This window comes from Nonomuraea sp. NPDC002799, assembly GCF_053592075.1.
The window spans coordinates 120,132-141,924 of sequence record NZ_JBSFVA010000002.1 but is presented as its reverse complement, the minus strand read 5'-3'; the positions used below and the strand labels follow the sequence as shown (position 1 = coordinate 141,924).

Below are 21,793 nucleotides of genomic sequence, written 5' to 3'. Positions count from 1 at the left end.
GCCGTATCCCCGTCTCCTGACGGCACAAGCAGTATCCGGATCCCCGTCTCTTGACGGCGCGGGCCGTGGTCCTGTCCGGTCAGGCGGTCGCGCCGCCGTCGATCACGTGGTCCTCGCCCACGACGAAGCTCGAATCCGCCGACGACAACCACAACGCCGCCGCCGCGATCTCCTCAGGAGCACCGACGCGGCCGATCGGCAGCGCGCTCCGCATCCGCTCGTCCCGCGCCGCGCGCGTCTCGCCGGGGCGGGTGGCCATCGGCGAGTCGATGGGACCGGGGCTGATGGAGTTGATCCGCACACCGTCGGCGATGTGATCGCGGGCCGCCGTGCGGGTCAGGTGGCTCACCCCCGCCTTCGAGGCGGCGTAGGCGGCGGCCCCGGCCAGCCGCCAGTGCGCGCCGAGGTTGGAGGAGACGTTCACGATGACGCCGCCGCCGTGCGCGCGCATGTGGCCGATCTCGTGCTTCATCGCCAGGAACACCCCCTTCAGGTTGACCGCGACCACGTCGTCCCAGATGTCCTCGTCGTAGTCGGCCAGCGGCGCCACCCTGCCGAAGATCCCGGCCGCGTTCAGGGCGACGTGCAGTCCGCCGTGCCGCGTGACGGCCGCCTCGACCATGGCGGCGACCTGCGCCGAGTCGGTGACGTCCACGGCGAACGCGCTGGCCTGCCCGCCTGCCTCCTCGATCAGCTTCACGACCTCGGCGAGCCGGGCCGCGTCCCGTCCGGCGGCCAGCACCGCCGCGCCCTCCCTGGCGTACGCGAGCGCGGCCGCCCGGCCCAGCACCCCCGTCGCGCCGGTGACGAGCGCGACCTTTCCCGCAAAGCGACCTGTCATCATTCCATACCAATCGTTCTCAAATTTGGACGGCTGTCATGGCCTGATCGACCGCGTCACGCAGCCGGCGCGGATCGGGGTCGGCCCGGCCGAGCACCCGGATCCCCTGCAGCAGGACGAGCAGGAACCGGGCCAGCGCGTGCGGATCCTTGCCCGCCGGGATCTCCCCCTGGGCCCGCGCCCTGATGAGGGCGGAGGCCATCGCGGTCTCCAGCTCCGCCCAGCTCGCCGCGACCCGGCGCGACACCGCCGCGTCGCGTGAGGCGAACTCCACGGCCGTGTTGACCACCATGCAGCCCCGCCGCGACTCGTCGGCCAGGCATTCCGCGACGTAGGCGTCGAGGAAGGCCCGCAGCGCCGGCACCGCGGGGCCGGGCTGGGAGAGCGGCCCGACCACGTCGCGGTCGGCCAGGTAGAGCTCCAGCGCCTTCAGGTAGAGGTCGTGCTTGCCGCCGAAGGTGCCGTAGATGCTCGCCCGCGCGATGCCGAGCCCCGCCACGAGGTCCGCCATGGACGTCGCCTCGTAGCCGCGCTCCCAGAACAGCTCCAGAGCCTTGCGCAGGGCGACGTCGGGATCGAACTCCTTGTTCCGTGCCACGCACTCAAGCTAGCACAATCGAGAACGGTCGGTCCAAAAAAGTCACCAGCGGTTGCGGGCCTCCTCCGCCCAGCCGGTCAGGCCGCCGAGGTCCACCCAGGTCCCGTCGCCGGTCCGCGCCCGGCCGGCGAAGTGCCCGAAGCACTGGTGCGTCTCACTGCCGACCAAACCCAGCTCCGTACGGGAGACCTTCTCGTGGAAGGGCGTGAACTCGGCCTCGACCCCGTCCCCGCTGATGCGCCACGGCCGCAACCAGTCGGAGCGGTCGTACACCCACTCCAGTTCCGCCCCGATCTTGTGCAGCCGCCCGTCCACGAACAGGGCGTTCTCCGTCAGGCCGGTGCCGTCGGTCCACTTGCCGCCGAGCTGGACGGCCAGCCCGGGGGCGCAACCCGCGGCCCAGTTCCAGGTGACGGAGTAGGGCCACTTGCCGCGCCCGTGGTCGAGCACGGCGAAGGCGCCCGTACCGACCTCGTGCTCTGTCGCGCCCAGCACCAGACGCCCGTGCACCGGACGGCCGACGTCCTTGACCGTGTACTGAAAGCGGCGCGGGCCCCAGGGGATCACCACGCCCAGCGACTCGTGCCCGGCAGGCAGCGGCACCTCCAGCTCCACGGTCACGCCCGGCGCGCGGGCCCGCAGCGAGGTGCCGCCGGGTTGCTGGTCGATGTCGATGCGCACACCGCCGCCGGCGGCCCGGACCGTGCCCGCGCCGCTGCGCGCAGGGAAGGCGGTCCCGCGGGCCAGCGGCACCACGGCGTCGTGGGCGGTCTCGGCGCCCGAGGCCCGGTCGAGCACGTAGACGCTGTGCACGCCCGCGTAGTCGAGCGAGGAGGCCACCAGCCCGATCACGTGGGAGGGGGTGACGATCCCCCAGTATTCCCAGCGTTTGGCCCGGCCCCAGCCGCGCAGGTTGGCGTGGTGCAGCGGGCGCCGGGTCCAGCCGACGGCCGCCGGATTGAGGCGGCCGCCGGGCAGGCACAGGTCGACGGGCTCGGTGATCTCCCGCTCATGGGTCGGCATGGGGAGAAGGTACTACCGGCGACGCCCGCGGCCCGCTATGCGTCTACCCGGAGGATTCTCCGCCGGATCCCGGCTCGCCGGACAACAGTCCGAGACTGTCCTGCGCGCCCCGGTGCCTGATGACCTCGTTGATCGCCTGGACGAACTCCTGCCGGTCGTAGTCGCCCTCGGGCACCTCGTTGAGGAACGCGAGCACGTTGGCGGGCAGGTTGACGTGTTCGGAAGCCTCCACGTACACATCCCGCACCGCGACCCTGTCCCGCTGCCTGAAGGCTTCGTCGATGGCCTGTCGCAGCTCGTCGAGCACAGTTCCGCCGGTCATGTCTTCTCCTCCAAAAGGGCCGCGCATAGCCGACCGGCTACCCGCGACCTGCCCCCCTTAACGTCGCTCACCGGGTTTGAGCTGGGCATTCGCCGGTTGTGGCGTCGTGGTGGCCGCAGGTTTAGCCGTCGTGCCGTTCGGTAGGCGGAAGAGCATGACGCAGACCCGGCCGACCCGATCCGACCGATCCGAAAACGTCCGGAACGAACAGGACGGCCAAGACGCCCGGCACGATCGGCACGAGAAGCGCCGGCCGGTCGTCCGTGCCGCCGCCCGTGGTGTGATCGCGTCCATGGCGATGTCGGGGATGAGACAGTTCACGACCGCGCTCGGCCTGGTCAGGAAGGTGCCGCCGGAGGCCATGCTGGAGCGGACCGCGCCCAAGGCGCTCCACAACCTCCCGGCAGAGCGGCGCGGGGCCGTGATCGAGGCGGTGCACTGGTCGTACGGGGCGGCCTTCGGCGTGGTCTTCGGCGTCCTGCCGCGCGTGGTGCGCGAGCGCCGCTGGGCCGGACCGGTCTACGGCGTGCTGATCTGGGCCGGCTTCGAGGCGCTGATCGCGCCCGCGCTCGGCCTGCCACGCCATCGCAGGACCGTCATGGAGAGCATGGCCCTGCTGGGCGACCACGTGCTGTACGGAGTCGTGGTCGGCGCCGCACCCCGCCCGCACCAGGATCACTGAGCCCGGCTCAGCCTCCCCGTCAGGCCAGTGCGCGGGCCAGCCATGGGCGCAGGATCGGCAGCACGTTGCCCGCCTGCATGGCGGACATGTGGTCGAGCCCGTCGAGCACCGCCACGTCCCAGCCGAGCGCCTCGATCTCGGCGCGGTGCCGGATCAGCGGCCCCGCGATGCCGACCCGCACGCCGCCCCACCGCTCGTCGTAGTCGATCTCGTCGGCCGACCCCGCGAAGCACAACCGGGGGCAGGTCAGCCGTACGGCACGGTCGTCGAAGTCCCGCAACGCCTGGTAGAGCGTGACGAACTGCCGGGCCTGCGCCTCGCTCGTCCGCACCTCGGCCGACGACCAGTCGTACTCGCCGTCCTGCGCGGGCGCGGGGGCGGGGGCGGGGGCGATCGCCATCTCGTGCGTGGCCATGGTCACCCGCAACATCTCCGCGTACGGCCCCGCGTACGGCGGATAGCCGCCCATGACGAGCGCCGAGAGCCGGTCGGTCCTGATGGCGAGCTGCAGCCCGCTGAGCGCCAGCCACGAGTAGCCGTAGTACGCGAACCGCCCGGCCCCCGCCGCGTCCGCCACGGCCAGCAGGTCGGCGGCGACGTTGGCGGGCGTGAGCGTGTCCGGCTTGGGCGTGCCCATGACCTGCCCCTGGTAGTCGAAGGCCACGACCTGGAAGGCGTCGGCTAGCCCGTCGATGAGCGAGCGCCCCAGCGCCGGGTCCATGCCCCACTTGCGCAGCTCCTCGGCGCGCTCGCCCTCGGCCGGGCGGGGATCGACGGGGAGCAGCACGACCGGCCCTGAGCCGTGCACCTCCACCTCGATCGTGGCGCCGTCGTGCAGCGTTGCCTCGATCATCGTGCCGTCCTGTCTCGATACACCGTAAAGTGATAACGCGAGAATAGCTTATGGCGTAAAGAGTCTCAACGGATTGGGGATGGGCACCCACCGCATGTCGCCGCCGCCGGCGTCCAGCCAGCGCAGCCGCAGATTCGCCTTGGCCGGAACGCGGCTGTCGGCCAGCAGCGAGCGCAGCTCCTCCGGATCGTCATAATCCTTGCCCAGGGCGGTGAACACGGCCCTGGCCCTGGCCCACACCTCGGCCCGCAATCCCGGATGGCGGGTGACGACCGCGCCGGCGATCTCGCACAGGTTGTTGATCAGCAGGCAGTACACCAGCCGCTCCCACGCCTGCGCGGCGCTCATCACCGGCGCCCGCGTGGCGTGCCGCTCCGCGACGAGCTTGACGCCCTCGTGGTCGCGGAAGACGGCCTGCGCGGGCATGCCGTGCTCGTCCACCGCGATCAGCACGTTCTGCAGGTGGCATTCGAGGACGACGCCATGCCGCAGGTACGCGTGCAGCACCGGCGGCACCACGTGGTCGAGATACCGCTCCCACCACACGAGCGCCGTGTCCTCGTCCAGCCCGTCGAGCGGATTGCCGGGGAAGCCCTCGCTGACCCCCGCCGCCAGCAGCGCGGTCAGCCCGGGGCGCAGATGTTGCCTGAGCCCGTCGCGGACGATCACCGCCAGCGCCTCGCCGCCGTCCCCGCCCAGCTCGGCGCTGCGGTAGCCGCGGTCGCGCAGCACGGCCGGGCGCGGCAGGTGCTCGGGCAGGTCGTCGAAGGCGCCGTCCAGCAGGTCGGCCACCATCGGCAGGCGGCGCAGGTCGCGCAGCCACAACCGGCGGACGTCGTTCGTGATCCGCACGTCCAGGCTGAACTTGCAGAACAGGTCCGCCTCCGGCAGGTACACGGTGCGGATCGACGAGGTCGGCCAGGCCGTGGCCGCCGTGACGCCCACCTGGCGCAGCCCGGGAAGGCCGCCCAGCAGCTCGACCTGCCAGGGATGGGCCGGCAGCAGGACCAGGCCGTCGCCGAGCGGGTCCGGCAGACCGGCGCCCCCTGCCGCCCCGAGCGGGTCGAGGGCGCTCGTGTCGCCCTGCTCCACCAGGTCCGCCACGGGCACGCCGAGCAACGGCAGCACGAAGCGCGCGTGCGCCTCCGGCGCGTAGGGCAGCCAGGCCCCCGGCCCGGACCCGCCACGGGCCTTGGGCGCCGGATGGTAGCGGTGGCCCGCGACGAGCGCCTGCTCCGAGCGCAGGTACAGGTCCGCGGGCGCCGCCGTGGTCCGCCTGACCGTCAGCAGCGCGGCCATCACGTCCCTGCTGTGGGCGATCTCGGCCGCCAGCACGTCGTTGGTCACCCCCGTGTCCGCGCGCAGCTCAGCCGCCGTCAGGGCGACCAGCTCATCCAGCGACAGCGGGCACCAGGCGCCGGGCGTACGCACCGCGGGCCTGGCGGGGTAGCGCCCGCCGCCGGCCCTCAGCACGTGGCCGGTCGCGGGCAGCAGAAAGGTCTCGGGCTCCGGACAGGGCCGGGCCACTTCGCGGACCAGGCAGTTGAGGAGCGCTGTCGTCGCGAGGAGCTCGGCATCGCCGTCCGGGAGGAGCTCGTGGGAAGTTGCCATCGCGACCTAGTCCTACCCTGTGCCCCTATGGGGGCCCCACAGGGGGCTACCAGCCATGTTCCTGGAAATATTGGGAAATATGAGGCGGTTGGAAGCCGAGTTCGCGGCTGAGCTGGCCCTCGTGCGTCCCGGCCTGTCCGCCGCCTACGCCGCGGCGCTGCCGGGGGCGCGCGCCGCCGTGCTCGGCAGGTTGTGGCGGGGGCTGCTGCACGAGCCGCTCCCTGGCGTGGTGGAGCGCGGCCGGGAGCTGATCGTGCTGGCCGACGGGCGGCGGGTGCGGGGGCGGGCGCGGGAGCCGTACGACATCCGGGACGAGCCGGCCCTCTGGCTGGACGGGCGGCCCCACGCGCACCCCGCCGAACTGCTGGCCGCCCTCGGCCTGCCCGGCACGGACGCGCTGGTCGAGGACCTCGACAACAGCGTCGCCTCGCTGGCGCTGTCACGCGCGGGCGCCGCCGCGAGCCCGCCCACCGCGACTCCGGCGGGCGGATACACCACGACTCCGGAGGGCACGCCCACCGCGACTCCGGAGGGCACGGAGGCCACCACGACTCCGGAGGCGTATGAGCAGAGTGTCGTGGACGGTCATCCGTACCATCCCGGCTGCCGTAACCGCCCGGGCGTCTCCGTGGCCGAGCAGCTCGCGTACATGCCGGAGCACCGCCCGATCGTCCGGCTGGACCTGCTCGCGCTGCCCGCCGCGGACTGCCTGGTCTCGGGACCGTGGCCGGCCGCCCTCAGGGACGGCGACCGGCTCCTGCTCCCCATGCACCCCTGGCAGACCCGGCGCCTCGGCCTGCGCCCGCACGCCACGGGGGCGATCCCGGCCCGCCCGCTCATGTCCGCGCGCACCCTCGCCCCGCTCGACGGCGGCCCGCACGTCAAGACGGCGTTCAGCACCCGGATGACCTCGGGGATCAGGGACATCTCCCCCGGCTCCGTACGCGACTGCGTGCCCCTGTCGGACCTGCTCACCGGCCTGTCCACGCGGCTGGGCGGCCGGCTCCGCATCGCCCGCTACCTGGCCGGCGCCGCGGGTGCGGCGGGTGCGGCGGACGGCGGGCGCAGCACCGCGGGCGCGGCGGACGGCGGGCACAGCGCCGACCTGTCTGCCATGCTGCGCGAGCCGACGCCCCCGGGCGCGACCGTGCTGCCCGTCGCGGCGGTCACCCGGGCGATGGCGCCCGATCCCGCCGGATGGCTGGCCGCCTTCGCCCGCCTGGCCATGACGGACGCCATGAGCCTGCTCGCGCTCGGCGTGGCGATGGAGGCACACGGCCAGAACCTGCTGGTCGAGCTGGGCCCGGACGGCCGCCCGGCCCGGCTGCACTACCGGGACCTGGCCGACGTCCGGATCAGCCCGGCCAGGCTGGCCCGCCACGGGATCGAGGTCCCGCCGGTCAGCGCCAGACTGCTCAGCGACGACCCGGACGTCCTGCGCGCCAAGCTTTTCGGCTCGCTCGTGGGCACCACTTTCGGCAGCCTGATCTCCCTGTTCTGCCAGGGTGACCGGGCCGCGGAGTCCCGTATGTGGGGGCTCGTGGCCGCAGCCGCGCGGCAGGCGTTCGACGACTTGCCCGGCGACGCGCGCGCTGACCGCGATGCCCTTTTCGGGCCGCACATCACGGTGAAGGCGCACCTCCGCGCCCGGCTGGCGAGCGCCCCGCCAGGGGATAGCTGGACCAGGCTGCCCAACCCGCTGTGAGCGTTCCGGTTCCATTCACCGAGTACCTGGCTCTTTGCCCTGGGGAAGAGGACGATGGGCGCAGAGACGAGCGGAGGAGGACGTGCGGTGATGCAGCTATCGGTACGGCTCGTTCCCGTCGGCGTGAGCACGCTGGTCGTCGCCTTGACCGGTGAGCTCGACTCGACGACCAGACCTGTGCTCGCGGCCTTCCTCGACCCGCTGCCGCAGTCACGCGTGAAATACGTGATCGTGGCGGCCGGCGACCTCTGGTTCTGCGACCTCAACGGGCTCAAGCAGTTCTCGATCACGCACCACGCCCTGGAGAGCAAGGGCGGCTACCTGGCCGTGGCCGAGGCGCAACCGCCGCTGCTCCGGCTCATCGCGCTGATGGCGGAGCAGGCCCACACCGCGATTCCGGTCTACACGACCATGCCGGAGGCCCTCGCGGACACCGACGTCGAGATTTACGAGACGGCGGCCCCGCCCCGGCCGCTGCGCCGTCACCTGCCGAGCATGCGCAACGTGCGACGCGTGCGGGCCCCCGGCCACGACCGGCGACGACCGCAGTCTGAGCAGCCGCCCGTCGAGCCCGAAGACGCTCCGCTGCCGCCGGTCATCTCCCGGTCGCGCACGCTCCGTGAGCAGAACGCCGACCAGAGGCATACGCTGACCAGCCGCCGCGACGCCACGAGAGCCGCCCGCATTCAACTGATCTCCACCCGGAACCGCTGCGGCGAAAGCCTGCAGACCATGCTCATCAGCCTCGTCAACGCCCAATCGGCGATGGGCAAAGAGTGCCGGTGACCACGGTCCACGAGAGTGATCGCGGGTGTCACGCATGATGGCCGCGATCCCCGGGCGAGGAGCGGAATGTGCATGGCACGACGTGACATCTTCGTGGTCGCGGCCTCCGCGGGAGGTGTCGAAGCGCTGCGTGCGCTCTTGAGCGAGGCGTCCGCGACTCTGCCTGCCGCACTGCTCGTCGTCCTGCACATACCGCCGCAGGGCGGCAGCGCGCTGGCCAGCATTCTCGACCGGGCCGGCCCGCTCCAGGTGGCGCCGGCTGAGGACGAGGAGAACGTGCGACCGGGTCGCGTCTATGTCGCGCGCCCGGACCACCACCTGCTCCTGCACGAGGGCGCGCTGCGCCTGTCCCGGGGCCCGCGGCAGAACGGGCACCGACCGGCCGCCGACCCGCTGTTCATGAGCGCGGCGCTCGACGCCGGGCCACGCGTGGGGGGCGTCGTGCTGAGCGGCGCACTGGACGATGGGGCCAAGGGATGCCAGGCGATCCACCGGCACGGGGGCGCCGTCGTGGTGCAGGATCTCGCGGAGTGCGCCTTCCCCGGTATGCCCGGCGCCGCCGTCTCCGCGGTGCCGGCGGCCAGGCAACTGCCCGTCCGCGAGATCGCGGGGTGGATGCTTCGGCAGAGCCGTACCCAGGTACGCATAGAGGGCCACATACCCGACAACGGGATGCGGCAGGAGATCACGCATTTCCTGCGCGGGTCCTCGGCTCCGAGCGAGCCGGAGGGAAAGCTTATTGCCGTTAAATGCCCGGAGTGCAATGGTCTTACTTACGAGCAGGACGGCCCCCGGTTCGTCTGCCGAGTCGGTCACGCCTGGTCGAGGGAGAGCATGATGAGCGCACAGTCGGACGCGGTGGAGCGCGCCCTCTGGGTGGCCATTCAGCGCCTGGAGGAGCGGCTGCGGGTGCTCGACCGCATGCGCCGCTACGCCGAGGATCGGGAACAACGGCTTTCCTCGCAATACTTCCGCGAGGAGGAGCAGCGCACCAGCGAGGCGCTGGAGACCATCCGCGCGTTGCAAGCACGCATCGGTCGCAACGATGACACCTTATTGTCGGGCTGAACACGCCATGGCGGCGTAGTCTGCCGTTGTGACCTCAGGAGATGAGCGCGAATTCGAGAACCTGCTGCTTCTGCTCAAGGAAACACGCGGTTTCGATTTCACCGGATACAAGCGCAACACGCTCGTCCGGCGCATCGCACGCCGGCTCGAGGCATTGAAGCTGCAGGACTACGGTGAATATCGCGACTTCCTGGAGCTGGAGCCGGAAGAGTTCACCCGGCTCTTCGACAGCCTGCTGATCAATGTCACCAGTTTCTTCCGGGACGCGACCGCGTGGCAGCGGCTGCGCGAGCTGGTGATCCCGGCTCTGCTCGGTCAGAAATCGCCGGACCAGTCCATCCGGGTGTGGAGCGCCGGCTGCGCGACCGGCGAAGAGACTTACAGCGTGGCCATGATATTGGCCCACGAGCTCGGCGCCGACGAGTTCCGCGAGCGAGTGAAGATCTACGGCACCGATCTCGACGACAAGTCCCTGCAGGTCGCCAGGGCGGGGGTTTACCCCACCAAAACGCTCTCTGGTGTGCCGTTCGATTTCCGCGAGACCTACTTCGAGCCGTTCGAGGGCGGCTTCACCTTCCGCCGTGACCTTCGCCGGCAATTGATTTTCGGGCGTAACGACCTCACTCAGGACGCGCCCATTTCCCGCGTGGATCTTCTGGTGGCCCGTAACACGTTGATGTACTTCAACACCGAGATGCAGCTCAACGTCATCCGGCGCTTCCACTTCGCGCTGTCGGACCTCGGCTTCCTGTTCCTCGGCAAGGCCGAGATGCTGCTCAACCACAACGACAAGTTCGAGCCCATGGATCTGCGCATGCGCCTGTTCAGGAAGCTCAGGAGCACCAATCACAACAAGCGCGCGGCGCGGTCCGTCGCGGACACGGCTCCCGATCTGGCCGTGCGTCTGCCCATGCTCGCTTCCGTGGCGCTGACCTCGGGGCCGGTGGCCCAGATCGTCATCGACGATGATGGCAATCTGGCCCTGGCCAACTCCAAGGCCGAGGCCCTGTTCAACCTCAGCCCGCGCGACATCGGCCGCCCCTTCCAGGACCTGGAGATCTCCTACCGGCCCGTCGAGCTGCGCTCGGTCATCGAGCAGGCCCGCAACGACCTGCGCTCGATCGAGGTGCAGGAGGTGGTCTGGCACCGCATCGGCCTGTCGGAGAGCGGTGTCTTCGACATCTCCGTCATCCCCCTGCTGGTTTCGGGCGACGTGATCGGGACGGGCATCCACTTCCACGATGTCACGCGCTATCGCCGGCTGCGAGACGAGCTGACGCAGGCCAACAGGCAACTGGAGCAGGCCTACGAGGAGCTGCAGTCGCTCAACGAGGAGCTGGAGACCACCAACGAGGAACTGCAGTCCACCAACGAAGAACTGGAGACCACCAACGAAGAGCTGCAGTCCACCAACGAAGAACTGGAGACGATGAACGAGGAGCTGCAGTCGACCAACGACGAGCTGCAGCAGATCAACGAAACCCTGATGACCCGGACGATCGAGCTCGACGAGGTCAACCGGTTCGTCTCGTCGGTGATCCGCAGCCTCGGCGACACCGTGGTGGTGCTCGACAACGAGCTGCGGGTGACGGTCTGGGGCCCGGGGGCCGAGGAGTTGTGGGGCGTGCGGGCCGATGAGGCGGTGGGCGCCCGGCTTGCCGACCTCGACATCGGCCTGCCGCTGGATGAGCTCACGCCCCACCTGCACAGCGCGCTGACCGACGATTCCAGGCGGCTCGATCAGGTGCCGCGGACAGTGGTCGACGCGGTCAACCGCAGAGGCCGGCCGACACCGCTCACCGTGCAGCTTGCCCACCTGCGCATGGACGACGACACCGTGCAGGGCCTCATCATGGTGTTGAACATCGTCAATCCCGACGCGCCCCGCGACTGAGCTCCGCCACGGGGACGCGGCGGAAGGCGATGCTCTCGTACGGGCCGAAGTCACCGGTCTCGTAGAGCAGCCCCACCGTGTCCGCGTCCAGCCTGACCAGGTCGGAGTAGGCGGCGGGCAGCCCCGACACCGTGTACGCGGTCCGCCAGGTGACGCCGAGGTCGTCGCTGGCGCGTACGGTCATCAGCGCCCGCGCGTCGGGCAGCGCCGGGCCCGCGAACAGCAGCACGTCCGGCCCGTCGCACCACAACACGCTGCCCTCCACCACGGGGCCGCTCAGCCCGGCCTGAGGGCGGAAGGGCAGCTCCAACGTCTGGCCGCCGTCGGCGGAGCAGGCGTCGGCCCGGGTGCCGGGCGCGGTGGAGTCGGTGCGCGTGTTGAGGTAGACGCGCCCGCCGGGCAGCTCGGCGCCGGTGGTCTCGTTGACGTTGACGTAGCCGTCGGGGTTGTCGTCGACGTAGCCGACGCGCCAGCTCTGGCCGCCGTCGTCGCTGAGCAGCGCGTGGCCGCCGTTGTACTTGCCCTCGGTCCCGTTGTCGGTCCCTGCGGGGGGCAGCGAGTGGTTGGCCGGCACCACGATCCGGCCGGCGTGCGGCCCGTGGCGCAACTCGATCGCGTGCCCTGGAGTGGTCGCGTACCAGCGCCATCCGGCACGCTTCACGTCGGCGGTGATCTCGCGCGGCTGCGACCAGGTCACCCCGTCGTCCGCGCTGACCCGCACGAACACCCGCCGCCCGTCGGCCGCGGCCACCTGGCCGCGGCGGATCTTGTCCTCGGTCGCGGACGGGCCCTGGCGGACGAACACCAGGACGATCCGGCCGTCGCCGAGCACCACAGGCGCCGGGTTGCCCGCGGCGCCGCGGCGCGGCTCCGCGGCGACCACCTGGAGATCGCCCCAGGTCGCGCCGCCGTCGGCCGACCGCTTGAGCACCAGGTCGATGTGGCCGGAGTCGCCCGCCGACGTGTGCCGCCCCTCGGCGAACGCCAGCACCGTGCCCGCCCGGGTCACCACGACCGCGGGGATCCGGAACGTGTTGTAGCCGTGCGTCGACTGCCGGTACGGGACCGACGTGGGGTGCTGATCCGCCATGCGGGGCACGCTACGTGGCCGGGGTTAACGGGACCTGAGCCGGACGTGAAGACGAGGGCGGCGAAACGGGTGCCGCCGTGCCCTGATCCGGTCACCGTGTCCGGCGCACCGGCATGAAAGAGTGCTCTGCATAGACGAGTGCTGGAGGCAGGCGTGGCTGAGGAGTTCGACGTCATCGTGGTCGGCGCGGGTCCCGCCGGCGAGAACGTCGCGGACCGGGCCGTACGCGGAGGACTGAGCGCGGCGATCGTCGAGGAGCGGCTGGCCGGTGGCGAGTGCTCCTACTGGGCCTGCGTCCCGAGCAAGGCGCTGCTGCGGCCGGTCGACCTGGCGGGCGAGGTGGCCCGGGTCCCCGGGCTCGCGCTCGGCCCGATCGACGTGGCCGCCGTGCTGGCCAGGCGCGACGAGGCCGTCTCGCACTTCGACGACTCCGGCCAGGTGCGGTGGATCGGACGCGTCCCGGTCGAGTTCGTCCGCGGGCGCGGCCGGCTGGACGGCCCCAAGCGGGTGATCGTCACCACCGAGGACGGCGGCGAGCGGGTGCTGACGGCCAGGCAGGCCGTGGTGCTGGCCACCGGCAGCACCCCCCTGGTGCCGCCGGTGCCCGGGATGGCGGAGGCCGCCCCGTGGACCAGCCACGAGGTGACCGCCACCGGCACGATCCCCGAGCGGCTGGCCGTGCTCGGCGGCGGCGTGGTCGCCTGTGAGATGGCGCAGGCCATGCACGGCCTCGGCGCGCGCCAGACCACCGTGCTGGTGCGCGGCGACGGCCTGCTCGGCAAGATGGAGCCGTTCGCCGGTGAGCTGCTCGCGCAGTCGTTCGCGGACAGCGGCATCGACGTGCGCACCCACACCGACGTCGTCCGGGTCGAGCGGCCCGAGCCCGGCGGCAAGGTGACGGTGCACCTGGCCGAGGGCCCGCCGCTGGAGGCCGACGAGTTGCTCGTGGCCACCGGCCGCCGGCCCGCCAGCCGAGACCTGGGGCTCGGCTCGGTGGGGCTGCCGGAAGGCGCCCCCGTCGAGGTCGACGACAGCATGCGGGCCACCGGTGTGTCCGGCGGCTGGCTGTATGCCGTGGGCGACGTCAACGGCCGTGTGCTCCTCACCCACATGGGCAAGTATCAGGCCAGGATCTGCGGCGACGTGATCGCCGCGCGGGCCCGTGGTGACGAGCTGCCCGCGATGCGCGACCTCGCCGGCGGCTACGGAGCGCCGCAGGTCGTCTTCACCGATCCGCAGATCTGCGCGGTCGGCCGCACCGAGGACGCGGCCGTCGCGGAGGGCTTCCGGGTGCGCGCGGTCGACTACGACCTGGGTTCGGTCACCGGCGCCTATCTGCTGGGCGACGGCTACCGGGGCCGGGCCAAGGCCGTCGTGGACGAGGACAGGAAGGTGCTGCTCGGCGTGACCTTCGCCGGGCCTGGCGTGGCCGAGCTGCTGCATGCCGCCACGATCGCGGTGACCGCCGAGGTGCCGCTCGACCGGCTGTGGCACGCCGTGCCGTCCTTCCCGACGGTCAGCGAGGTGTGGCTGCGGCTGCTGGAGGCGTACGGGCTCTGAGAGCCGCGTTCAGCCGGGATGTCCCGGCCCGTCCGCACGCACGCTGAACGCGCGGCCGGTGGAGCGGCCTTCCCGCTCCACCATCAGCTCGGCGACGATCTCCTCGGCGCTCGCGCGCAGCTCCACGTGCGACAGCAGGTCTGTCAGCCGCAACACGCTGAGCAGGTGTTCTGAAGGACGGACCACGACGATGCGCCCATCGCCCTCCTCCTCCATCCGCTGCATCACCATCGCCAGCACCCCGATGACCGAGGAGTCGTAGAAGTCCAGGTCGGCCAGGTCGAACACGAGCACGGGCCCTGGCGACCAGTCCCATACGGCATTGATGCAGGCGCTGAACCGGACCCTGCCCACGTGGTCGAGCTCGCCGTCGGCGCGCAGAACCGTGCAGTGGAGGTGCCGGGTCGTCTCGATGTGCAATCCGATGCTACCCACATATGTTCACTGCCCACTGAGCGGCGCTATCACGACCGACGGGTACTTTTCGCTATTTCGTCCGCGGCCGGCACGTCGAACCCGGCCTGGCGATGCCCGGGTCAGCCACGGACTAACGCGAGCTGCCGGACTCCAGCGTCGGCAGGGCGCCCGGGTCGGTAACCATGATCACCAATAGTGGCGAGCGGGCCGGGCTCGGCAGCGCCAGCTCCGTCACGTTGCCGCGCACGCGTTGCTGGATCGTGCCCACGTCACCCTCGCTGACGTCGAGCACCCGCGCCACCGTCGGCGCCGCCGTGCGCAGGAGCCGCTTCGTCGCCTGGCGCAGCCAGCGCAGCTCACTGTTCACCCGCCGCCACGTGGCCGGGATGACGCTCGCGGGCTCGGCCTTGGTGCCCAGCCTGAGCAGGACGCTCTCGCCCGAGCCGAAGGTGTCCTTCAGCACGGGATTGACCACGAACATGCCCGAGCGCATGACGCGGACGCCCTGCCTGCCGAGGTTGGCCAGGCCGCCGGCGCTGATCAGCGACGACAACTCGCAGCGGGAGCCGTCGAGCGTGTCGGGGTCGAAGTCGACCGCCGGGGGCTCCTCGAACACGATCTTGTCCAGGCGCAGCCCCGCCACCCCGTCGGGCAGGACGCGGCCTGACACCGCCGCGCGCACCTCCGCGCAGACGCCGTCGCCCTCGGTGACGTCGAGCAGCTCGACGCAGATGAGGCCGTCGTCGGGGATCTCCTCCGGCGACAGGTCGAAGGCCACCTGGGCGTGCGCCTTGCGGCCCCTCAGCAGCACGCACTGGCGCAGCAGGCCCTGCGAGCGGACCTGTACGAACCGGGGCAGCGGCGCCGTCTCCTCCGTCCGGCCCGTGTGCCAGCCGCTGACGGACCTCTCGTCGGCCGACAACGACAACCGCACCCGCAGCGGGCGGCCCTGCGCGGAGACCTTGAAGCCGGCCAGCCCCGAGGTCTCGAACCGGCCCACGATCTGGGTCCCCCGGTGCAGCCGGTCGGTCACCTGCAACGCGGCGACCTGACCGCTGAGCAGGTGCACGGGCGGGATGGCGGGCAGGATCACCCGGTCGAAGTCGGTGGCGGAGCCAGCGCTGGTCATGAGGTGCTCCTAGCGGGGTGAGAGTGCCGGCGAGATCCTGGTGCGCGGGTGAGACCCGCCACCCGTCAGACGTTGCCAGAACGGCGGGCGCGGGCCCGGCGGCCGACACGCTTCTTTGCCGGTGGCTGGCAGAATCTCAGCCGGTGGCGCACGCGTCCCCCGCCGCACAAACCGGGCTAAGCACCCAGATAATCTAGAAACCCCGTGACGCGACCGAACAATTCCGCTGCTCGCGGGGTCCAAGGTTTTACAGAGAGCACGTCATGGCGGGGTTTAGGATGCACCCTATTGCCACAAGGGGGAGGAATTTCCGCATGGGTTCCCGTATGTCGAGTATCGCGCGCCTGACCGGGGCAGCGGTGGCGGCCGGCGTCGTGGCCGCGGCCATCGCCCTGCCGGCCGTCGGAGGCACCGGAGCGGCGTTCGTCTCGGCTTCGGAGGATCTCGGCATCAAGCCCGAGGCGCTCAAGGAGCCCCCGCTGGCGGAGCGCACCACGGTCCTCGACGCCAAGGGCAACGAGATCGCCTGGTTCTACGAGGAGTACCGCGAGAACGTCGACCTCGACAAGGTGGCCGAGGTCATGAAGACCGCCATCATCTCCATCGAGGACTACCGCTTCTACGAGCACGGCGCGATCGACATCGAGGGCACCATGCGGGCCCTCGCCAAGAACCTCAGCTCCGGCGGCATCGCCCAGGGCGGCTCGTCGATCACCCAGCAGTACGTCAAGCAGGTGCTGCTCAACTCGGCGACCACCGACAAGGAGAAGAACGCGGCGCTGGAGGCCAGCTACGCCCGCAAGCTCAAAGAGCTGCGCTACGCCATGGCGGTCGAGGAGAAGTACACCAAGGACGAGATCCTCGGGAAATACCTCAACATCGCCTACTTCGGCGCCAGCGCCTACGGCGTCGAGGCCGCGGCCAAACGTTTCTTCGGCGTCAACGCCGCCGACCTGAGCCTCGCGCAGGCGGCGACCCTGGCCGGCGCGGTGCAGGACCCCAACGCGACCGACCCCAACATCGGCAAGGCCCAGCGGGAACGGCTGCTGAAGCGGCGCAACCTCGTGCTCGACACGATGGCCAAGCTCGGCAAGATCACGCCTGAGGAGGCCGCCGCGGCCAAGGCCAAGAAGCTCGGCTACAAGGGCGTCGACATCCCCGGCGGTTGCGGGACCAGCGACTATCCGTACTTCTGCATGTACGTGCGCAACGAGATCCTCAGCAACAAGCTCTACGGCGGCAAGACGGCCAAGGCCAGGAGCAACTTCCTCAGCCGGGGCGGCCTGACGATCCAGACCACGCTCGACCCGAAGATGCAGCAGGCCGCCGAGCAGGCCATCAAGAAGCACGTGAAGGCTTCCGACAACCCGGTCGCCTCCGAGGCCCTGATCAAGCCGGGCACGGGCGAGATCAAGGCCATGGCCGCCAGCCGCAAGTACGGCAGCAACAAGCGCAAGAACGAGATGTCGTACAACGTGGTCGCGGACGCCGCGCACGGCGGCGGCGTCGGCTTCCAGGCCGGCTCGACGTTCAAGACGTTCACCCTGCTCACCGCCCTCGGCAAGGGCATGAAGATCAACGACGGCTTCACGGTCGGCAGCGGCTTCCGCGCCCCCTACTACTCCTCGTTCAAGAACTGCAAGGGCGAGAACATCGGCGACCCGTCCCACACCGTCACCAACGACGAGGGCGGCGGCGGCTTCAAGTCGCTGGCCACCGGCACCTGGGGCTCGGTCAACACCTTCTTCCTGACGCTGGAGCAGAAGGTCGGCCTCTGCAGCGTGGTCAAGACGGCCCAGTCGCTGGGCATCAAGCGCTCCGACGGCCTGAAGCTGCAGGAGTACGAGACGTTCACGCTCGGCATCAACGAGATGGACCCGGTGACCGTCGCCAACGCCTACGCCGCCATCGGCGGGCGCGGCAAGTACTGCGCGCCCATGGCGATCACCAAGATCACCGACCGTGACGGCAAGGCCACCACCTACAAGCCGGAGTGCAAGCAGGCGCTCGACCCCGAGGTCGCCGACGCCGCGGCCAACATCCTGTCCGGCGTGTTCACCAAGGGCACCATGCGCGGGGTCGGCGGCATCGGCCGGCCGGCCGCCGGCAAGACCGGCACCACGGACGACCAGGCCACCGCCTGGTTCGCCGGGTTCACCCCCGACCTGGCGGGCGCGGTCAGCATCGGCGACCCGCGGGGCGCGACCACGCACAAGCTCAACAACATCTACATCGGCGGGCGCTACTACGGCTCGGTCTTCGGCGCCTCGGTGCCGGGCCCGATCTGGAAGGACACCATGATGTCCGCGCTGAAGGGCACCCCGGCGACGGACTTCACCCCGGTCAACTCCGCCCGCTTCGGCGGCTGCGGCTCAAGCTGCGCGCCGGTGCGGCAGGTGCAGCCGGACGACGACAGCGACGGGGTGCTGGAGGACGCGGACGTGACCACCGCCGGGGGCAACTGATCCCGTCTGGGAGAGCCGGATTGGGCGAATGAGGCACGTCAATATGGCGTGATCCACATCCGGCACAAAAACCCCTGGGGCCTTCCAGCGCCTCTAGCTGAGCAGATTCGGAGTGCGTCCGCACTGAGGGCCGGACTCCTTGCAAAGGCCCTATTAACAGCGGCGAAACATTGGTAACGTGGGAGCGCTCCCAGGATCTTTCCCGCGAGGTGCTCCATGACCGAGCAGCCCACACTGGCACAGGTCGCGGCCGCTGCCGGGGTCTCCCCCGCGACCGCGTCTCGAGTCCTCACAGGCTCGGTGCGGGTCAGTACCTCGACCCGCCGGCAAGTGTACGACGCCGTCTCCCGTATGGGATACGTCCGGCAGCGTGCCCCCCGGGGGACCGCCGCCAAGACCATGGCCGACGGCGTCACCGCCGTCATCTGCGACCACCTTCCCCGGCTCTTCTCCGAGCCCTACTACGCCAGGCTCCTGTCCGCCGCCGGCGCCGTGATCGCCGAACACGGCACCCATCTGATGGTGACGACCGTTACCCCGACGTCATCCACGTTGCCCGTGCTCTCCGGCGCGGTGCTCATCGTGGGCGCCAGAGAGCGCCATCCCTTGGCGATCAAGTTATCGACCTCGGGCATCCCCGTGCGCAACATCGGCCGCCCGCCGCACGACCTCAAGCTCCCGTACGCCGACGTCGACAACATCGACGGCGGCAGGCAGGCCGCGGAGCACTTCCTGCTGACCGGCCGGCGCAACGTCGCGGCCATCGGCGGCCCACCCTCACTCCCAGCAGCCCGCGACCGCCTGGAGGGCCTGGTACGCACCCTCCAGGCGGCGGGCGCACCCGACGTGCCCGTGGCCTACGGCGACTTCACCGCAGCCTCGGGCACCCACGCCATGCAGTGGTTGTTACGCCACGCCCCAGGACTGGACGCCGTCTTCGTCGCCTCGGACCTGATGGCGGCAGGCGCGATCCAGGCCCTGCGCAGAGCCGGGCGCAAGGTTCCCGCGGACGTCGCGGTGATCGGGTTCGACGACGCACCGGTCGCCAGGCACACCTCACCCGCACTCACCACCATCCGCCAGCCCGTCGAAGAACTCGCCACCGTGGCCACCCGGCTGCTCCTGACCGGATCAACGGGAATCGACCCCGTCCTCCCCACGGAACTGGTCGTCCGTGAGTCGGCTTGAGCCCGGAGATGTGCTGGCCCGGCGGTATCTGCTCCTGGATCCGCTGGCCAGAGGGGGCATGTCGGTCATCTGGCGTGCCTTCGACCAGTCCCTGCACCGCATGATCGCGGTCAAGGTGCTCACCGCCTCGCTGCACGCCGACGCCGGCGAGCGCATCAGCGTACGCAGCGAGGCCCGCGCCGCCGCCAGGTTCATCCATCCGGACACCATCGAGATCTACGACTACGGCGAAACCGTCACCACGAGCGGCGGCGTCGCGGCCTACGTGGTGATGCCGCTGCTCGACGGCACGCCGCTGGCCGAGCGGATCGAGCGGGGGCCGCTGCCGTGGACGGAGGCGGCGGCCATCGCGCTCCGGCTGGCCAGGGTGCTGATGGCCGGGCACGCCCGCGGCCTGGTCCACCGGGACGTCACGGCGGAGAACGTGCTGCTCACCGCCGACGGCCCCAAACTGCTCGACTTCGGCATCGCGGCCTGGGCCGGCGACCCCGACGACGACCGCGGCACCCCTCCCTACGTCGCCCCCGAGCGGCTGCTCGGCGTGCCCACCCATCCCGCGGTCGACGTGTACGCCCTCGGCGTGCTGCTGCACGCCATGCTCACCGGGCGCACACCGTACCCGGAGACCACGTGGGAGGAGATCGAGACCGTCAGCAGGACGGAGCCCCCTCCCCGGGCTCCTGGCGTGCCGCACGCCGTCGCCTCGCTCTGCCAGCGCTGCCTGGCGCACGAGCCGGCGCAGCGGCCCACGGCGGCCGGGATCGTGCTGGAGCTGACCTCGGCGCTGGGCACGGCCACCCTGGGCCGGCACGTCAGGCGCGGGCTCACGGTGGCCGGATCGGCGGCCATCGCGCTGTCCGCCCTGTTCTGGTTCCAGCAGACGGGCCTCCCGCTGCCGGAGCGGGGGCCGCCGGTGAAACCGAGCGCGCACCACACGGCCAGGCTGCTGGAGAGCACGCCGTCCACGGCGGGCACCGTCGAGGATGCCGTGGACGACTTCAAGGCCGTGCTGGTGGCCAAGACGCCGTGCGGCGCGACCGAGGCCGACGTCGTCCTGGACCTTCAGCAGGTGCTGCGCGCCGCCGTGGCGCCGCACGGCCCGGCGGACTCCCGGACCGACACGCTTCGCCGCAAGCTCTCCGACCGGCTGCGGGAAGGCCGGCTCGCGCCCGCCTGCCTGAGCGAGCTGGAGGCCAGGCTCGACGAGATCGACATGGCGCTGCAGAAGGATTGAGGAGGGGTACGGCTGCACCAGCCGTACCCCTCGGATCGCGCGGTCCGGGCCCCTCGCAAAGCACGGCCGCGCGAGCCTCATGCGCAGGTGTATCCGCTGGGCACCTGCGTGTTCCCGTTGGGCCGGCTCGCCTGGAAGCCGAAGCTCGTCCCGCCGCCGGGACCGATGTTGCCGTTGTGGCCCAGGTTCCTGATGGTCACCGTGCCGCCGCTGACGCTGTAGCTCGCGTTCCAGATGCCGGTGATGGTGTGGCCGGCGGGAAGCGGGAACGTGATCGTCCAGGAGCTGCGCGCGGTGGTGCTGGTGACGTTGACCGGCTGGATGACGTAACCGTTGTTCCAGGCGTTCTGCGTGGTGGCGGTGGCCGTGCAGGCTCCGCCTCCGCCGCCGCCCCCGCCGCCACCGCCGCCGCCGCCCGACGAGGTGAACGAGAAGGAGCGGGCTGTCAGGCCGGCGCCGCCGACCCAGGGCTCGAAGCCGGCCTGCACGCTGGTGAGGTACCACGACCGCTGGGCGTGGCCGCGGCTGATCGCGTCGGCGTAGAAGGTGTCGATCGTGAAGTCGAGCGAGGAGGCGGCCGAGGTGCGCACGTAGGAGATGACGTTCCAGCCGATGTTGCCGAACCAGACCTGCCAGGTGCCGCCCGCCAGGTTCACGGTGCCGACCTGCGAGCCGACCGGCTGGATCGAGCCCTGCTTGTTGAGCCAGATCATGATCTCGGCGCCGGTGTTCTGCCCGTCGGTGCGCGGCGTGGGGTCGAACCAGATGTCGTAGGCGGCGTCCCAGGTGCCGCTGCTCGGATAGCTCATGCTCACGCTGGTCCGCAGTGCGCCGAACCCCGACGCGCTGGCCTGCATCGGCAGGTTGCTGCCCGTGCTGCAGGTGGCGTAGTGGCAGCCCGCGTAGATGGTCGGGTAGGAGGCCGGGGCGCCGTTGGTCGGCTTGTTGTGCGCGGCCTGGGTGATCGTGAAGCCACCGCCCTGGTCGACGTCGATGCACTGGGCGGTGTCGGCGCCCCAGACGTTGTTGATGACGACGTAGCGGCCGCTCTGGACGGTGGTCGAGCCGTACTTCTCGCACAGCACCGGGGCGGCCTGAGCCGGGACGGCGAACAGGCCGGTGGCCAATAAGGCCCCGATGACGATCAGGTAGATGTGCGCGTGCCTCATGGCATGTTGCTCCCGCCTATGGAACCGAAGGATAGCTGGGAGCGCTCCCAGCGTAAGACTCCAGGCGACGGCCCAGGACGGCAAGCGGGCGTGCCCGCGCACCACCTGCGGTGGCCTGGCGACCAGCGGAAACCGTGACCAAGATCGGCTGAAAGTTT

19 protein-coding genes are annotated in these 21,793 nt (G+C 70.9%); 9 read left to right on the top strand and 10 right to left on the bottom strand.

All coding sequences use genetic code 11. The annotated features are described in order from the left end of the window. Positions 1-79: 79 nt before the first annotated feature. The 4 genes from ACWD0F_RS04560 to ACWD0F_RS04545 are packed head-to-tail and all read right to left on the bottom strand — an operon-like array spanning position 80 to position 2,784. A complete protein-coding gene (locus ACWD0F_RS04560; protein ID WP_449872515.1) occupies positions 80-841 on the bottom strand; it encodes an SDR family NAD(P)-dependent oxidoreductase in 762 nt (253 codons plus the stop codon). Positions 842-860: 19 nt separating this feature from the next. Beyond that, a complete protein-coding gene (locus ACWD0F_RS04555) occupies positions 861-1,439 on the bottom strand; it encodes a TetR/AcrR family transcriptional regulator (RefSeq protein ID WP_449872514.1) in 579 nt (192 codons plus the stop codon). A gap of 42 nt (positions 1,440-1,481) precedes the next feature. Continuing rightward, complete coding sequence (locus ACWD0F_RS04550) at positions 1,482-2,462, bottom strand: DUF2804 domain-containing protein (RefSeq protein WP_449872513.1); 981 nt, start codon at positions 2,460-2,462, stop codon at positions 1,482-1,484. A 43-nt stretch (positions 2,463-2,505) separates the two neighbouring features. Further along, positions 2,506-2,784 carry a hypothetical protein gene (locus ACWD0F_RS04545; protein WP_449872512.1) on the bottom strand — a complete coding sequence of 93 codons (279 nt, stop codon included), beginning with the start codon at positions 2,782-2,784 and terminating at the stop codon, positions 2,506-2,508. 307 nt (positions 2,785-3,091) lie between these two features. Here ACWD0F_RS04545 and ACWD0F_RS04540 point away from each other — a divergent pair, with 307 nt between their 5' ends. Further along, positions 3,092-3,466, top strand: a complete 375-nt coding sequence (locus ACWD0F_RS04540; RefSeq protein ID WP_449872511.1) for a hypothetical protein — start codon at positions 3,092-3,094, stop codon at positions 3,464-3,466. Positions 3,467-3,485: 19 nt separating this feature from the next. On the opposite strand, the gene ACWD0F_RS04535 is transcribed toward ACWD0F_RS04540, so the two are convergent. Together ACWD0F_RS04535 and ACWD0F_RS04530 are read right to left on the bottom strand one after the other, a co-directional pair. Beyond that, positions 3,486-4,319 (bottom strand): alpha/beta fold hydrolase, encoded by an 834-nt coding sequence (locus ACWD0F_RS04535; protein WP_449872510.1) that lies wholly within the window; start codon positions 4,317-4,319, stop codon positions 3,486-3,488. Positions 4,320-4,367: 48 nt separating this feature from the next. After that, on the bottom strand, positions 4,368-5,930 hold the full coding sequence (locus tag ACWD0F_RS04530; protein ID WP_449872509.1) for an IucA/IucC family protein: 1,563 nt from the start codon (positions 5,928-5,930) through the stop codon (positions 4,368-4,370). Positions 5,931-6,009: 79 nt separating this feature from the next. Between ACWD0F_RS04530 and ACWD0F_RS04525 the strand changes: the two genes are divergently transcribed. From ACWD0F_RS04525 to ACWD0F_RS04510, 4 genes are all read left to right on the top strand, one after another. After that, the gene (locus ACWD0F_RS04525; protein WP_449872508.1) at positions 6,010-7,635 is read left to right on the top strand and encodes an IucA/IucC family C-terminal-domain containing protein; all 1,626 of its coding nucleotides are present in this window, start codon (positions 6,010-6,012) and stop codon (positions 7,633-7,635) included. A gap of 87 nt (positions 7,636-7,722) precedes the next feature. Further along, entirely contained in the window at positions 7,723-8,421 is a 699-nt protein-coding gene (locus ACWD0F_RS04520; RefSeq protein ID WP_449872507.1) for an STAS domain-containing protein, read from the top strand. Positions 8,422-8,493: 72 nt separating this feature from the next. Continuing rightward, a complete protein-coding gene (locus tag ACWD0F_RS04515) occupies positions 8,494-9,489 on the top strand; it encodes a chemotaxis protein CheB (RefSeq protein WP_449872506.1) in 996 nt (331 codons plus the stop codon). Positions 9,490-9,517: 28 nt separating this feature from the next. After that, a complete protein-coding gene (locus ACWD0F_RS04510; protein WP_449872505.1) occupies positions 9,518-11,383 on the top strand; it encodes a CheR family methyltransferase in 1,866 nt (621 codons plus the stop codon). Here the strand turns inward: ACWD0F_RS04510 and ACWD0F_RS04505 are convergent. Then, positions 11,358-12,473, bottom strand: coding sequence for a sialidase family protein (locus ACWD0F_RS04505; protein ID WP_449872504.1), 1,116 nt, complete (start codon positions 12,471-12,473; stop codon positions 11,358-11,360). The two genes, ACWD0F_RS04510 and ACWD0F_RS04505, sit on opposite strands and share 26 nt — an antisense overlap. Before the next feature lie 153 nt (positions 12,474-12,626). On the opposite strand from ACWD0F_RS04505, the gene ACWD0F_RS04500 reads away from it, so the two are divergent. Then, positions 12,627-14,033 carry a dihydrolipoyl dehydrogenase family protein gene (locus tag ACWD0F_RS04500; RefSeq protein ID WP_449872503.1) on the top strand — a complete coding sequence of 469 codons (1,407 nt, stop codon included), beginning with the start codon at positions 12,627-12,629 and terminating at the stop codon, positions 14,031-14,033. Between the two features lie 9 nt (positions 14,034-14,042). Here the strand turns inward: ACWD0F_RS04500 and ACWD0F_RS04495 are convergent, their stop codons facing one another. Together ACWD0F_RS04495 and ACWD0F_RS04490 are read right to left on the bottom strand one after the other, a co-directional pair. Next, positions 14,043-14,468: an STAS domain-containing protein gene (locus tag ACWD0F_RS04495; RefSeq protein WP_449872502.1), complete on the bottom strand. Its 426-nt coding sequence runs from the start codon at positions 14,466-14,468 to the stop codon at positions 14,043-14,045. A gap of 112 nt (positions 14,469-14,580) precedes the next feature. Next, entirely contained in the window at positions 14,581-15,579 is a 999-nt protein-coding gene (locus tag ACWD0F_RS04490; protein WP_449872501.1) for a hypothetical protein, read from the bottom strand. A gap of 326 nt (positions 15,580-15,905) precedes the next feature. Between ACWD0F_RS04490 and ACWD0F_RS04485 the strand changes: the two genes are divergently transcribed. The 3 genes from ACWD0F_RS04485 to ACWD0F_RS04475 all read left to right on the top strand — a co-directional run bounded on the left by ACWD0F_RS04485 (position 15,906) and on the right by ACWD0F_RS04475 (position 20,466). Further along, positions 15,906-18,044, top strand: a complete 2,139-nt coding sequence (locus ACWD0F_RS04485; RefSeq protein WP_449872500.1) for a transglycosylase domain-containing protein — start codon at positions 15,906-15,908, stop codon at positions 18,042-18,044. A 216-nt stretch (positions 18,045-18,260) separates the two neighbouring features. Continuing rightward, the gene (locus ACWD0F_RS04480) at positions 18,261-19,232 is read left to right on the top strand and encodes a LacI family DNA-binding transcriptional regulator (RefSeq protein WP_449872499.1); all 972 of its coding nucleotides are present in this window, start codon (positions 18,261-18,263) and stop codon (positions 19,230-19,232) included. Further along, positions 19,219-20,466 carry a serine/threonine-protein kinase gene (locus ACWD0F_RS04475; RefSeq protein ID WP_449872498.1) on the top strand — a complete coding sequence of 416 codons (1,248 nt, stop codon included), beginning with the start codon at positions 19,219-19,221 and terminating at the stop codon, positions 20,464-20,466. Before ACWD0F_RS04480 ends, ACWD0F_RS04475 begins: the two co-directional genes overlap by 14 nt. A 77-nt stretch (positions 20,467-20,543) precedes the next feature. On the opposite strand, the gene ACWD0F_RS04470 is transcribed toward ACWD0F_RS04475, so the two are convergent. Continuing rightward, positions 20,544-21,635, bottom strand: a complete 1,092-nt coding sequence (locus ACWD0F_RS04470; RefSeq protein ID WP_449872497.1) for a GH12 family glycosyl hydrolase domain-containing protein — start codon at positions 21,633-21,635, stop codon at positions 20,544-20,546. Positions 21,636-21,793: the final 158 nt, after the last annotated feature.